Genomic DNA, 12,576 nt, shown 5'->3' with positions numbered 1-12,576 from the left:
TACGGCGTCAGCCGGTGCGGCGCAGGGCCTCCGAGAGGCGGCCGGCCGCGTCGATGACCGCCTGGGCGTGCATACGGCCGGGGTGGCGGGTCAGGCGCTCGATGGGGCCGGAGACGGAGACGGCGGCCACCACGCGGTTGGAGGGGCCGCGGACGGGAGCCGACACGGACGCGACGCCCGGCTCGCGCTCACCGATGGACTGGGCCCAGCCGCGGCGCCGTACGCCCGACAGGGCCGTCGCCGTGAAGCGGGCGCCCTGGAGGCCGCGGTGCAGACGCTCGGGTTCCTCCCAGGCCATCAGGATCTGGGCCGAGGAACCGGCCTTCATCGTCAGCGTGGAACCGACCGGGACCGTGTCCCGAAGGCCGGACAGGCGCTCCGCCGCGGCCACGCAGATGCGCATGTCCCCTTGGCGGCGGTAGAGCTGTGCGCTCTCGCCCGTGATGTCACGCAGATGCGTCAGCACCGGGCCGGCGGTGGCGAGGAGGCGGTCCTCGCCGGCGGCCGCGGCCAGCTCGGCCAGGCGGGGGCCGAGGATGAAACGGCCCTGCATGTCGCGCGCCACCATACGGTGGTGTTCCAAAGCCACGGCAAGCCGGTGAGCCGTGGGTCGTGCGAGTCCGGTGGCAGCGACCAAGCCTGCGAGGGTGGCCGGACCGGACTCCAGGGCGCTCAGGACAAGGGCTGCCTTGTCCAGAACGCCGACGCCGCTACTGTTGTCCATGCAACGATACTCCCGTCTCACTCTGTGAAACGCAAGTTCATTTTTCCGTGAGACGCGCAACCCTTGGACGCATGGTGGCCCGCGGACCAACGGGCCTGGCGGCGGGTGCCCGGGAACAGGGGCAACGGGCGTCGCCTCCACAAGATCTCTAGTTGGGCCGGTGCGTCATTGCCGGCCGGAGGGAAAGCGATGGGTAGGACACTCGCGGAGAAGGTCTGGGACGACCACGTCGTCCGGCGCGCCGAGGGCGAGCCCGACCTCCTCTTCATCGATCTTCATCTCCTGCACGAGGTGACCAGCCCGCAGGCCTTCGACGGGCTGCGGCAGAACGGCCGCCCGGTGCGCCGTCTCGACCTCACCATCGCGACCGAGGACCACAACACCCCGACCCTCGACATCGACAAGCCGATCGCCGACCCGGTCTCGCGCGCCCAGCTGGAGACGCTGCGCAAGAACTGCGCCGACTTCGGTGTGCGGCTGCATCCGCTCGGAGACGTCGAGCAGGGCGTCGTGCACGTCGTCGGCCCGCAGCTGGGTCTGACCCAGCCCGGCACCACCGTCGTCTGCGGCGACTCGCACACCTCCACGCACGGCGCGTTCGGCGCGCTGGCGTTCGGCATCGGCACCTCGCAGGTCGAGCACGTGCTGGCCACCCAGACGCTGCCGCTGGCCCGCCCCAAGACCATGGCGATCACGGTCGAGGGCGAGCTGGCCGACGGCGTGACCGCCAAGGACCTGATCCTGGCGATCATCGCCAAGATCGGTACCGGCGGCGGCCAGGGCTACATCCTGGAGTACCGGGGTTCCGCCATCGAGAAGCTCTCGATGGAGGCCCGGATGACCATCTGCAACATGTCGATCGAGGCCGGCGCCCGCGCGGGCATGATCGCCCCCGACGAGACCACCTTCGCGTACATCCAGGGCCGCGACCACGCCCCCGAGGGCGCGGACTGGGACGCGGCGGTCGAGTACTGGAAGACGCTGAAGACGGACGCGGACGCCGAGTTCGACGCCGAGGTCGTCATCGACGGTGCCGCGCTGTCGCCGTTCGTCACCTGGGGCACCAACCCCGGTCAGGGCGCGCCGCTTTCGGCGTCCGTCCCCGACCCGGCTTCGTACGAAGACGCTTCGGAGCGCCTCGCCGCCGAAAAGGCCCTGGAATACATGGGGTTGGAGGCCGGGCAGCCGCTGCGCTCCATCAACGTGGACACCGTCTTCGTAGGTTCGTGCACCAACGGTCGGATCGAGGACCTGCGGGCCGCCGCCGCCATCGTCGAGGGCCGCAAAGTCGCCGACGGCGTACGGATGCTGGTCGTCCCCGGTTCGGTGCGGGTCGGTCTCCAGGCCGTCTCCGAGGGCCTGGACGTCGTCTTCAAGGACGCCGGCGCCGAATGGCGGCACGCGGGCTGCTCGATGTGCCTCGGCATGAACCCCGACCAGCTGGCCCCGGGTGAGCGCTCGGCGTCCACCTCCAACCGCAACTTCGAGGGCCGGCAGGGCAAGGGCGGTCGCACGCACCTGGTGTCGCCGCAGGTCGCGGCCGCTACGGCCGTCCTGGGCCACCTGGCCTCCCCGGCCGACCTGTCCGACGCCGAGACCCGTACGCCCGCTGGAGTCTGATCAGTCATGGAAGCATTCATCTCGCACACCGGCCGGGCCGTCCCGCTGCGTCGCTCCAACGTCGACACCGACCAGATCATCCCTGCTCACTGGCTCAAGAAGGTCACGCGGGACGGGTTCGAGGACGGGCTGTTCGAGGCCTGGCGCAAGGACGAGACCTTCATCCTCAACCGCCCCGAGCGGCAGGGCGCGAGCGTGCTGGTCGCCGGCCCCGACTTCGGCACCGGTTCCTCCCGTGAGCACGCCGTCTGGGCACTCCAGAACTACGGCTTCAAGACCGTCATCTCGTCCCGCTTCGCCGACATCTTCCGGGGCAACTCGCTGAAGAACGGCCTGCTCACGGTGGTGATCGAGCAGAAGATCGTGGACGCGCTGTGGGAGCTCACCGAGCAGGACCCGCAGGCCGAGATCACGGTCGACCTCGAGGCGCGTGAGGTGCGGGCCGAGGGCATCACCGCCTCCTTCGAGCTGGACGAGAACTCCCGCTGGCGGCTGCTGAACGGGCTGGACGACATCTCCATCACCCTCCAGAACGAGGGCGACATCGCCGCCTACGAGGCCAAGCGCCCGACGTACAAGCCGAGGACGCTCCAGCTCTGACCCCGGGGCCCGAGCAGGCCCTGAGCAGGTCGAGTTTCGGCCACCGCGACACCCCCGCCGTACCCCCGATCGGACCGATCGGGGGTACGGCTGTGTCTGCACCCGTTCGGCCCCGTGAATCTTCGCCCTGCCTCCCAACTTCCCACGTTAGAGGGGTTGTTGCCGGGGTACGCGCCTTGTGTGGAAGCGACCGCCGGAAGTGCCGGGGCGGCCGTTTGAGGCGGCAGTTGCCCCCTGGGCGGGCGACAACTCGCCCCAGATGGCACAATCTGTGCATGGAACACGACGGCCAACTCGAGCTCTATACGGCGGTCGCGAACCAGCTCAAGGAAGCGCACACAAGAGTGCGTGCACTGCAAGTCCCGGAGGGCGTACGGATGGCGCTGACCCGGAAGCTGCTGGTCATTACGGCCGCGGCCAAGCACGATCTCGCCGATGCGACAAGGCGTCTGGAGCGGTTCATGGCGGACCTCGACGAGGGGCGAATGCCCGAAGGGGAGCGTTGATCGTCTCCGGAGCAGCCGATTTCGTTGCGGCACAAGGGTGATTAGCCCGTTTCGTGTTTGATTTGCGGTATATATCTGCCTAACGTGCGAAAAAGCTTGAACAGTTTCGTTCCGGCTAATGTCTCCGAAGGGGAAGACGTGAACAAGGCGCAGCTCGTAGAAGCGATTGCCGACAAGGTGGGCGGCCGCCAGCAGGCCGCCGAGGCGGTCGACGCGGTCCTGGACGCCATCGTCCGCGCGACGGTCGCGGGGGACCGGGTCTCGGTCACCGGCTTCGGTTCGTTCGAGAAGGTCGACCGGCCGGCCCGCTACGCTCGCAACCCCCAGACGGGCGAGCGGGTTCGGGTCAAGAAGACGTCCGTGCCGCGCTTCCGCGCAGGACAGGGCTTCAAGGACCTGGTGAGCGGCTCCAAGAAGCTCCCGCGCGGTGGCGAGGTCGCCGTGAAGAAGGCCCCCAAGGGCAGCCTGACCGGCGGCGCTTCCGCCACGGTCAAGAAGGCCGCCGCGAAGAAGGCCGCCCCGGCGAAGAGGGCGTCGGCCGCCGCGAAGAAGACCACGGCCGCTGCGAAGAAGACGACGGCAGCCGCGAAGAAGACCACGGCCACCGCCAAGAAGACCACGGCGAAGAAGGCCACCACCAAGAAGACGACCGCGGCCGCGAAGAAGACCACCACCGCGAAGTCCGCCACCGCCAAGAAGACGACGGCCAAGAAGGCCCCGGCCGCGAAGAAGGCGACGGCGACGACCAAGGCCCCCGCCAAGAAGTCGACCGCGCGCAAGACCACCGCCAAGAAGACCACCGCCCGCAAGGCGTAGGACAGCAGGGGCACTCACGCGCCGGGCCGGACTCCCTCTCGGAAGTCCGGCCCGCGGCGTGTCGGGCGGGCGCCCGGAGGGCCCTCGGCCAAGAGCACGAGGCCGTCAGAACGTCAGAACGTCAGAACGTCAGAACGTCTGGAGCGTCACCAGGGTGATCCGGGGGCTGTCCTTCGCCCCCTCCACCTCGATCCGCACCCGCTGCCCGGGCCGCAGCAGCCGCAGCCCGCCCGCGTCGAACGCCGGGGCGTCGAAGGGCACCGGTGTGCCGTCGTCCAGCAGCACCTGTCCGCTGCGGGTGTCGGGGTCGTACGTGTATGCGGTCGCCTGCATGGCGGCAGCCTACTGCCCCGGAATCAGCAGATGCGCCGCCGCTGCGGCCGTCCGGGGACCCACCCCCAGGGACAGCGCCGCGCGCAGATCCTCGCCGGTGTCCACGTCCTGGCGAACGGAATCCACCCCCTCCGGGCGGAGTTCCGCGGCCCCGGAGGAGCGGTGCCGGGCCCGGGAATCCGTGCCGAATGCGGGAAGCAATTCACGGCCGGCGGCGACGGCGAGAAGCGTGGTGCCGATCCCGGCCGCATCCGGGAGAAAAGAGCGGGGGAATTCCCCGGCCGCCTCCAGCACCCGGGCCAATTCCGACGGGCGCAGGGCCGGCAGATCGGCGTTGAGGGCCGCCAGCGGGGAATCGGGACGGAAGGCGCGTACGGCGGCGGCCCCGTGGGTCAGGGCGGCGTTGAGGCCCCCGCGCGGCTCGTCGGCCACGATCCGGGCGCCCAGGGCCGCCAGGACCCGCCCGGCCAGGGCGTCGTCCGTGACTACTGCCACATCCCGCACCGCAGGTGAGGCCAGTGCGGCCGCCACGGTGTCCTCGGCGAAGGCGAGGGCGAGGCCCGGGCGAAGCCCGTCGGTGGCGGTGTCCGCGAGCCTGCTCTTGGCCAGCGCCAAGGGCTTCAGGGGTATGACCAAGGTCCACTGCACCGGCGTACCGTCCCTCTCGTGTCGCGGCCATTGTCACCCGGCCCATCCGCCGGCCGGACGCGCGGGCGTACCGTGTTCTCGACAGACCGGCGGCCCGGGGCGACACTTGTGCGGCCCCCAGGCCCCGGAGCAGGCCATGGGAAGTCCTAGAGGAAGGTGTCCGCGTGCCCCGCCGCAGAATCGGCTTCTGGTACCGCTTCGCTGCGGTCCTCTGCAAACCCTGGCTGGTGGTTCTGATCAAGCGGGACTGGCGCGGAATGGAGCATATTCCGGCCGACGGCGGCTTTATCACCGCGGTGAACCACAATTCGCATGTCGATCCCTTCGCCTACGCGCACTTCCAGTACAACAGCGGACGCGTGCCGCGATTCCTGGCGAAGAGCGGTCTTTTCAAGGAGGGATTCGTCGGTGCCGCGATGCGCGGCACCGGGCAGATCCCCGTCTACCGCGAGAGCACGGACGCGCTGAGCGCCTTCCGGGCCGCGATCGACGCCGTGGAGCGCGGCGAGTGCGTCGCGTTCTACCCCGAGGGCACCCTGACCCGCGACCCCGACGGCTGGCCCATGACCGCCAAGACCGGTGCCGCGCGCGTCGCCCTCCAGACCAAGTGCCCGGTGATCCCCGTTGCCCAGTGGGGCGCCAACGAACTGCTGCCGCCGTACGCCAGGAAGCCCAACCTCCTTCCGCGCAAGACCCACCACGTGCTGGCCGGCCCGCCCGTGGACCTCACGCGGTTCTACGGCCACGAGATGACCCCGGAACTCCTCAAGGAGGCGACGGAGGTCATCATGGCGGCCGTCACCGTCCAGCTGGAGGAGATCCGCGGCGAGAAGGCGCCCGAGACGCCCTACGACCCGCGCCGCGAGCGGATCGAGCAGCGCCGCCGCACCCGGGCGGAGTCCGGGGCGGTATCCGGTGCGGAGTCCGGTGCCGATATCGCCGCGGAGATCGAGGGCGCGGTGTCCGGACACGCGCAGACCAACCACGCGCAGAGCGGTCACGCGAAGACCACTCAGGCGCAGACCAGTCACGAGGGGGAGAACAGCAAGTGAGCAAGTCCGTGAAGGCGGCCGTCTTCGGTACCGGATCATGGGGGACCGCCTTCGGTACGGTCCTCGCCGACGCGGGCTGCGAGGTGACGCTGTGGGCACGCCGCCCCGAGCTCGTCGACGCGGTCAACTCCACGCACACCAACCCCGACTACCTCCCCGGCGTCGAACTCCCGCGCAGTCTGCGCGCCACCGCCGACGCGGCCGAGGCCGCCCGGGACGCCGACTTCACCGTCCTCGCGGTCCCCTCGCAGACCCTGCGCGCCAACCTCGCCGACTGGACGCCGCTGCTCGCCCCGAACACCGTCCTGGTGTCACTGATGAAGGGCGTCGAGCTCGGTACGACCATGCGGATGAGCGAGGTCATCGACGACGTTGCCAAGGTGGGCCCGGGCCGGATCGCCGTCGTCACCGGGCCGAACCTCGCGCGGGAGATCGCCTCCCGGATGCCCGCCGCGGCCGTGGTCGCCTGTACCGACGAGGCCGTCGCCCAGAAACTCCAGGCCGCCTCCCACACGCCGTACTTCCGCCCCTACACCAACACCGACGTGGTGGGCTGCGAGCTGGGCGGCGCGGTCAAGAACGTGATCGGCCTCGCGGTCGGCATCGCGGACGGCATGGGCCTCGGCGACAACGCCAAGGGCTCGCTGATCACGCGCGGCCTCGCCGAGACCACCCGGCTGGGCCTGGCGATGGGCGCGGACCCGCTGACCTTCGCCGGACTCGCCGGGCTCGGCGACCTGGTGGCGACCTGCTCCTCGCCGCTCTCCCGCAACCACACCTTCGGCACCAACCTCGGCAAGGGCATGACCCTCCAGGAGACCATCGCGGTCACCCGGCAGACCGCCGAGGGCGTCAAGTCCTGTGAGTCGGTGCTGGATCTGGCGCGCCGGCACGGCGTCGACATGCCCATCACCGAGACGGTCGTCGGCATCGTCCACGAGGGCAAGCCTCCGGTGGTCGCCCTCAAGGAGCTGATGTCGCGCAGCGCGAAGCCCGAGCGACGCTGAGCGAACCCGGTGGGCGGACGCTGACTCCCGGCCCTACCACCGGGTACTCTCAAGCCGATATGAGCACCGAGAACCTCCCCCAGAGCCCTCAGCAGCCCGTCCGCAAGCCGCGGGTGGCCGTTGTCTTCGGCGGTCGCAGCTCCGAGCACGGGATCTCCGTGGTCACGGCCGGCGCGGTCCTCAAAGCCATCGACCGGACCAAGTACGAGGTCCTGCCGATCGGCATCACGCGCGAGGGCCGCTGGTACCTCACCGCCGACGCACCCGAGCGCATGGCGATCACCGACCGCCGTACGCCCGACGTGGACGAACTCGCCGAGTCGCGGGACGGCGGCGTGGTGCTCCCCGTCGACCCCGCCAGCCGCGAAGTCGTCTACTACGAGCCGGGATCGGTGCCGAAGGCCCTCGGCGAGGTCGACGTCGTCTTCCCGGTCCTGCACGGCCCGTACGGCGAGGACGGCACCCTTCAGGGTCTGCTGGAGCTCTCCGGCGTCCCGTACGTGGGTGCGGGTGTGCTCGCCTCGGCCGTCGGCCAGGACAAGGAGTACATGAAGCGGGTGTTCACCTCCTTCGGGCTCAAGGTCGGCCCGTACGTGGTGATCCGGCCGCGCGAGTGGGCCCGGGACGAGTCGGCCGCCCGCAAGAAGATCGTCGACTTCGCCGGCGAGCACGGCTGGCCGCTCTTCGTGAAGCCCGCGCGCGCGGGCTCGTCCATCGGCATCACCAAGGTCGACGACCTGTCCGGGCTCGACGAGGCGATCGCCGAGGCCCAGCGCCACGACCCGAAGATCCTGGTCGAGGCGGCGCTGCGGGGCCGCGAGATCGAGTGCGGTGTCCTGGAGTTCGAGGACGGCCCCCGCGCCTCCGTCCCGGCCGAGATCCCGCCGCCGGACGCGCACGCGTACTACGACTTCGACGCCAAGTACATCGACTCGACCCCGGGGATCGTCCCGGCGCCGCTGACGGACGAGGAGACGGCGCAGGTCCGCGAGCTGGCGGTGGAGGCCTTCGAGGCGGCGTCCTGCGAGGGCCTGGTCCGGGCGGACTTCTTCCTCACGGACGAGGGCGAGTTCGTCATCAACGAGATCAACACGATGCCCGGCTTCACCCCGATCTCGATGTACCCGCAGATGTGGCAGGCGACCGGCATCGGCTACCCGGAGTTGGTGGACCGCCTGGTGCAGGCGGCCCTGCGCAGGTCGACGGGCCTGCGTTGATCCACGTCTGACCGATCCGGGTCCGGTCCCGGACCGATCCTGGTCCGGACCGGTCGGATGATCTAGTCGGCGATCCCCACGGGGATCGCCTTCTTGATGGCCGGAGCCAGATCGACCAGAGCCCCGGAGCTGTCCGCGCTCTCGGGCACCGTCACCTCGACATACGCGCCCCGATTGGCCGTGGTGAAGCGGCTGCCCCCGCCGTCCCGCTTCTCCATCAGCCAGTCGACGCCGTTCACCCCGCCGGCCACCGCGTCCGGGTCGGTGCCGTCGGCGACCTTCGGGTCGATCATCTTCGGCGGCCGCGTGACACCGCAGCGCAGTATGATCGCCGGGCCTCCCCAGCCCGCGGTCAGCGCGGAGGCGGGCTCGGGATCGTGGCGGCTCTCACCGTCCACCTTCGACGGCAGTACCTTGTCCAGGTTCCGGCACAGCTTCGTCGCGTTCGCTCCGGGGCTGGGAACCACCGTCGACGCGCTGTCGTCTGCTGAGGAGCAGCCCGCGGTCGCGAACAGCAGGACGAGAGCGGGCAGCCCGAGGACAGTGCGGTGCCGGTGCCGGTGCCGGAAAAGGTTCACCGGCCAAGGTTAGACGGGGGCTACAGATGCACGACCGGGCAGGTCAGGGTACGGGTGATCCCGTCCACCTGTTGGACCTTGGCGACCACCATGCGGCCGAGGTCGTCCACTGTGTCGGCCTGGGCCCGCACGATCACGTCATAAGGTCCCGTCACGTCCTCGGCCTGGACGACGCCAGGGATTTTGCCGATCTCCTCGGCGACGGTCGACGCTTTGCCGACCTCGGTCTGGATCAGGATGTACGCCTGTACCACGGAACCTCCAGGGCGGCCACGAGGATCATGTGGGGAAAAGGAACGCCACGGTATCGCGTCGCCGCTCGCCGCGGGGAGACCTGCGCGAACCACGGCTCGCGCGCCGGGGTGCAGGCACGACAGAAGTTGACGGCTGACTCGACCGTATCGAGGACACTGGTTACGCGCGACCGGGCACGGACAGGTACAGAAGGGGCGAAAGGGCAATGAAGGGCACTGTTGGTGAGCTCGGGGAGTTCGGGCTCATCAGGGAGCTCACCTCCCGTCTCACCACCACCCCCGCGGTACGGGTCGGCCCCGGCGACGACGCCGCAGTGGTCGCCGCGCCCGACCGCCGGGTCGTGGCCAGCACCGACATCCTGCTGGAGGGCCGGCACTTCCGCCGCGACTGGTCCACGGCCTACGACGTGGGCCGTAAGGCCGCCGCGCAGAACCTCGCCGACATCGCCGCCATGGGCGCGGTGCCGACGGCCCTCCTGCTCGGCCTCGTCGTGCCCGCCGAACTGCCGGTCACCTGGCCGTCCGAGATGATGGACGGCCTGCGCGACGAGTGCCAGGTCGCCGGTGCCTCGGTGGTCGGCGGCGACGTCGTACGGGGCGACACGATCATGGTGTCGATCACCGCGCTCGGCGACCTGCGCAACCAGGAGCCGGTCACCCGGGGCGGCGCCCAGCCCGGCGACCTCGTCGCGGTGACCGGCTGGCTGGGCTGGTCCGCCGCCGGGTACGCGGTCCTCTCCCGCGGCTTCCGCTCGCCCCGCGCCTTCGTCGAGGCCCACCGGCGTCCCGAGCCGCCCTACCACGCGGGTCCGGCCGCGGCCTCGCTCGGCGCGACGGCGATGTGCGACGTCAGCGACGGGCTCATCGCCGACCTCGGGCACATCGCCGAGGCCAGCAAGGTCCGGATCGACATCCGCTCCGGCGCCATAGACATCCCCACCCAGATGAACGACATCGGGCAGGCCGTCGGCGTCGACCCGATCCAGTGGGTGCTGACCGGGGGAGAGGACCACGCGATCGTGGCGACCTTCCCGCCGGACGTGAAGCTGCCCGCCCGCTGGAAGGTGATCGGCGAGGTCCTCAACCCGTCCGCCCTGCCCCAGGTGACGGTCGACGGGGCGCCCTGGACCAGCAAGGGCGGCTGGGACCACTTCGGGGACGGGGACATGGAGCCGTGAGCGCGCTCGGGACCCCGCCCCGGGTGCTGACCGTCGCCGGCTCCGACTCCGGCGGCGGGGCCGGGATCCAGGCCGACCTGAAGACGATGCTCGCGCTCGGCGTGCACGGCATGAGCGTGATCACGGCGGTCACCGCGCAGAACTCCCAAGGCGTGCAGGGGGCTTGGGAGCTGCCGGTGGAGGCGGTCCGCGCCCAGTACCGCAGCGTCGTCGACGACATCGGTGTCCAGGCGGTGAAGACGGGCATGCTCGCCTCCGCCGAACTCGTCCAGACGGTGGCCGAGTTGCTCGCGGGCACCGGTGCTCCCGTCGTCGTCGACCCGGTCGGGGTCTCCAAGCACGGGGACCCGCTGCTGGCCGCCTCCGCGCTGGACTCCGTACGGACGAAGCTGCTGCCGGTCGCCACCGTCGCCACCCCGAACCTCGACGAGGTGGCCCAACTGACGGGCGTGCGGGTCGAGTCGGAGGAGCAGCTGCGGGACGCGGCGGCCGCCGTGCTGGCGTACGGGCCGCGCTGGGCGCTCATCAAGGGCGGCCATCTCCCCGGTGCCGCCGTCGACCTGTTGACGGACGGGCACGAGGAGCACTGGCTGCGGGCGCCGAGGTACGACAACCGGCACACGCACGGCACGGGCTGCACCCTCGCGTCCGCGATCGCGGCACACCTGGCGAAGGGGAGCTCCGTACCGCAGGCGGTGGCGGCGGCCAAGCGTTACGTCACCGGGGCGATCGCCGCCGGATTCGCACTCGGCTCCGGCATCGGCCCCGTGGACCACGGCTGGGATCTCACCCGGGGTACGGCCGGAGCCTGATGTCGGTCGCCGCCTTCTCGGTGAGCCGCTTGAAGACACCGGCCAGCAGCGGCGAGCCGAGCAGCCGGTACATCCGGTCCCGGTTGCGGATGCGCCGCTCGGTCGGCGGGGCGAAGAAGGGGCCCGCGTTGCCGGAGATCTTCTGGCAGCCCTTGGCGAAGGACCGGATCCTGTTCTCGTACTCGGCGAACGCGGTCCGGTGGTCGCCGCCCGCGAGGGCCAGCTCACCGGCCAGGACGTGGGCGCCGACGATGGCCGCGCCCGTCCCCATGCCGCCCATGGTCGCGCCGTACCCGGCGTCCCCCAGCAGGGCCACCCGGCCCTCGGCGAGCCGGTCGACGTGGATCTGCGCGATCGCGTCGAAGTACAGCCGGTCGGCGTCCGCGAGCGCCTCGAGCACCTTCGGCGCCTCCCAGCCCATCCCCGCGAACCGCTCGGCGAGGATCCGCTTCTGCGTGGCGATGTCCCTGCGGTCGTAGGCGAGTTGCTGCGAACGGAAGACCAGCAGCGCGCCGGCGCGGGCGGGGTCGCCGTCGTAGTTGCCCAGGGCGATCGCGCGGCCCGGCTCGCTGTACAGCCGCCCGGTACGGTCCAGGCCCAGGTCGTTGGGGACCTCGAAGGCGGCCACGTAGTGATCGAAGAAGCGCAGGTAGCGGGACTCGTCACCGAAGACCAGCCGGCGGGTGTTCGAGTGCAGGCCGTCGGCGCCGATCACGAGGTCGAAGCGGCGCGGGGCGTTCTCCTCGAAGGTCACGTCGACACCCGCGGCGGTGTCTGCGAGCGTGGCGATCGAGTCGCCGAAGACGTACTCGACGTGGTCACAGGTGCGTTCGTACATGATCTGCGCGAGGTCGCCGCGGAGGATCTCGACGTCACCGCTCATCATCTCGGCCGGCAGGTCCACGCGCGGCGAACCGTCCTCGGCGACGACGATCTGGCGGCCCATGCGGGTCTGACGGGCGTGGATCTCGTCCCAGATGCCCATGGAGGTGAGGATCTCGCGGTGGACGTGCCCCCGGAAGTCGACGGCGAAGCCGCCCGCGCGCAGGTCCGTGGACCGCTCGACGACGGTGACGCGGGCGCCGTACCGGACGAGGTGGAGCGCGAGCGCCGGACCGGCGACGCTCGCCCCGGAGATCAGGACGGACAGGTGACTGAGGCTGCTGTGGGTCTTCGTCATGCGCAGAAGCCTCGCGGCGACCGCTGACCGTCCCCTTACCGCCCGCCTACC

The 12,576-nt window shown here is 70.7% G+C and carries 15 protein-coding genes; 9 read left to right on the top strand and 6 right to left on the bottom strand.

The genetic code is table 11. The annotated features are described in order from the left end of the window. Window positions 1–7: 7 nt before the first annotated feature. On the bottom strand, window positions 8–724 hold the full coding sequence (gene ndgR, locus OG933_RS13955; protein WP_028806673.1) for an IclR family transcriptional regulator NdgR: 717 nt from the start codon (window positions 722–724) through the stop codon (window positions 8–10). 189 nt (window positions 725–913) lie between these two features. Between ndgR and leuC the strand changes: the two genes are divergently transcribed. The 4 genes from leuC to OG933_RS13935 all read left to right on the top strand — a co-directional run bounded on the left by leuC (window position 914) and on the right by OG933_RS13935 (window position 4,266). Continuing rightward, window positions 914–2,344 carry a 3-isopropylmalate dehydratase large subunit gene (gene leuC, locus OG933_RS13950; RefSeq protein ID WP_020128753.1) on the top strand — a complete coding sequence of 477 codons (1,431 nt, stop codon included), beginning with the start codon at window positions 914–916 and terminating at the stop codon, window positions 2,342–2,344. 6 nt (window positions 2,345–2,350) lie between these two features. Next, on the top strand, window positions 2,351–2,944 hold the full coding sequence (gene leuD, locus OG933_RS13945; RefSeq protein ID WP_267018264.1) for a 3-isopropylmalate dehydratase small subunit: 594 nt from the start codon (window positions 2,351–2,353) through the stop codon (window positions 2,942–2,944). Window positions 2,945–3,219: 275 nt separating this feature from the next. Continuing rightward, complete coding sequence (locus tag OG933_RS13940) at window positions 3,220–3,450, top strand: hypothetical protein (protein ID WP_028806672.1); 231 nt, start codon at window positions 3,220–3,222, stop codon at window positions 3,448–3,450. 138 nt (window positions 3,451–3,588) lie between these two features. Then, complete coding sequence (locus OG933_RS13935) at window positions 3,589–4,266, top strand: HU family DNA-binding protein (protein WP_362531411.1); 678 nt, start codon at window positions 3,589–3,591, stop codon at window positions 4,264–4,266. A gap of 129 nt (window positions 4,267–4,395) precedes the next feature. On the opposite strand, the gene OG933_RS13930 is transcribed toward OG933_RS13935, so the two are convergent. Further along, on the bottom strand, window positions 4,396–4,599 hold the full coding sequence (locus OG933_RS13930) for a hypothetical protein (protein WP_020128749.1): 204 nt from the start codon (window positions 4,597–4,599) through the stop codon (window positions 4,396–4,398). A gap of 9 nt (window positions 4,600–4,608) precedes the next feature. Further along, complete coding sequence (cofC, locus tag OG933_RS13925; protein ID WP_362531414.1) at window positions 4,609–5,247, bottom strand: 2-phospho-L-lactate guanylyltransferase; 639 nt, start codon at window positions 5,245–5,247, stop codon at window positions 4,609–4,611. Window positions 5,248–5,411: 164 nt separating this feature from the next. Here cofC and OG933_RS13920 point away from each other — a divergent pair, with 164 nt between their 5' ends. Genes OG933_RS13920 through OG933_RS13910 form a run of 3 tightly spaced genes read left to right on the top strand, consistent with a single transcriptional unit; the run spans window position 5,412 to window position 8,523 of the window. Beyond that, window positions 5,412–6,299, top strand: a complete 888-nt coding sequence (locus OG933_RS13920; RefSeq protein ID WP_362531416.1) for a lysophospholipid acyltransferase family protein — start codon at window positions 5,412–5,414, stop codon at window positions 6,297–6,299. Continuing rightward, on the top strand, window positions 6,296–7,306 hold the full coding sequence (locus OG933_RS13915; protein ID WP_020128746.1) for an NAD(P)H-dependent glycerol-3-phosphate dehydrogenase: 1,011 nt from the start codon (window positions 6,296–6,298) through the stop codon (window positions 7,304–7,306). The genes OG933_RS13920 and OG933_RS13915 overlap by 4 nt, the downstream gene beginning before the upstream one ends. 59 nt (window positions 7,307–7,365) lie before the next feature. Beyond that, window positions 7,366–8,523 (top strand): D-alanine--D-alanine ligase family protein, encoded by a 1,158-nt coding sequence (locus tag OG933_RS13910; protein WP_362531419.1) that lies wholly within the window; start codon window positions 7,366–7,368, stop codon window positions 8,521–8,523. A gap of 62 nt (window positions 8,524–8,585) precedes the next feature. On the opposite strand, the gene OG933_RS13905 is transcribed toward OG933_RS13910, so the two are convergent. Both OG933_RS13905 and OG933_RS13900 read right to left on the bottom strand, forming a co-directional pair. Then, entirely contained in the window at window positions 8,586–9,101 is a 516-nt protein-coding gene (locus OG933_RS13905) for a DUF3515 domain-containing protein (RefSeq protein ID WP_405627326.1), read from the bottom strand. A gap of 20 nt (window positions 9,102–9,121) precedes the next feature. Next, window positions 9,122–9,355 (bottom strand): Lrp/AsnC family transcriptional regulator, encoded by a 234-nt coding sequence (locus tag OG933_RS13900; protein ID WP_020128743.1) that lies wholly within the window; start codon window positions 9,353–9,355, stop codon window positions 9,122–9,124. A 206-nt stretch (window positions 9,356–9,561) separates the two neighbouring features. On the opposite strand from OG933_RS13900, the gene OG933_RS13895 reads away from it, so the two are divergent. Beyond that, complete coding sequence (locus OG933_RS13895; protein WP_362531424.1) at window positions 9,562–10,533, top strand: thiamine-phosphate kinase; 972 nt, start codon at window positions 9,562–9,564, stop codon at window positions 10,531–10,533. After that, on the top strand, window positions 10,530–11,345 hold the full coding sequence (gene thiD / locus OG933_RS13890) for a bifunctional hydroxymethylpyrimidine kinase/phosphomethylpyrimidine kinase (RefSeq protein WP_362531427.1): 816 nt from the start codon (window positions 10,530–10,532) through the stop codon (window positions 11,343–11,345). Before OG933_RS13895 ends, thiD begins: the two co-directional genes overlap by 4 nt. Here thiD and OG933_RS13885 read toward each other — a convergent pair. Then, window positions 11,320–12,525, bottom strand: coding sequence for an FAD-dependent monooxygenase (locus OG933_RS13885; protein WP_405627323.1), 1,206 nt, complete (start codon window positions 12,523–12,525; stop codon window positions 11,320–11,322). The genes thiD and OG933_RS13885 overlap by 26 nt on opposite strands. Window positions 12,526–12,576 lie beyond the last annotated feature (51 nt).

The organism is Streptomyces sp. NBC_00016 (genome assembly GCF_045040885.1).
In the GTDB taxonomy this organism is placed as follows: Bacteria; Actinomycetota; Actinomycetes; order Streptomycetales; family Streptomycetaceae; genus Streptomyces; species Streptomyces coriariae.
The sequence above is the reverse complement of the archived record's forward strand: the minus strand, read 5'-3'. Positions and strand labels throughout refer to the sequence as shown.

What these genes read in the sequence shown, in the direction of transcription:
- ndgR (WP_028806673.1), bottom strand. Translation starts at nt 724, where the DNA reads ATGGACAACAGTAGCGGCGTCGGCGTTCTGGACAAGGCAGCCCTTGTC.
- leuC (WP_020128753.1), top strand. Translation starts at nt 914, where the DNA reads ATGGGTAGGACACTCGCGGAGAAGGTCTGGGACGACCACGTCGTCCGG.
- leuD (WP_267018264.1), top strand. Translation starts at nt 2,351, where the DNA reads ATGGAAGCATTCATCTCGCACACCGGCCGGGCCGTCCCGCTGCGTCGC.
- OG933_RS13940 (WP_028806672.1), top strand. Translation starts at nt 3,220, where the DNA reads ATGGAACACGACGGCCAACTCGAGCTCTATACGGCGGTCGCGAACCAG.
- OG933_RS13930 (WP_020128749.1), bottom strand. Translation starts at nt 4,599, where the DNA reads ATGCAGGCGACCGCATACACGTACGACCCCGACACCCGCAGCGGACAG.
- OG933_RS13910 (WP_362531419.1), top strand. Translation starts at nt 7,366, where the DNA reads ATGAGCACCGAGAACCTCCCCCAGAGCCCTCAGCAGCCCGTCCGCAAG.
- OG933_RS13895 (WP_362531424.1), top strand. Translation starts at nt 9,562, where the DNA reads ATGAAGGGCACTGTTGGTGAGCTCGGGGAGTTCGGGCTCATCAGGGAG.
- OG933_RS13885 (WP_405627323.1), bottom strand. Translation starts at nt 12,525, where the DNA reads ATGACGAAGACCCACAGCAGCCTCAGTCACCTGTCCGTCCTGATCTCC.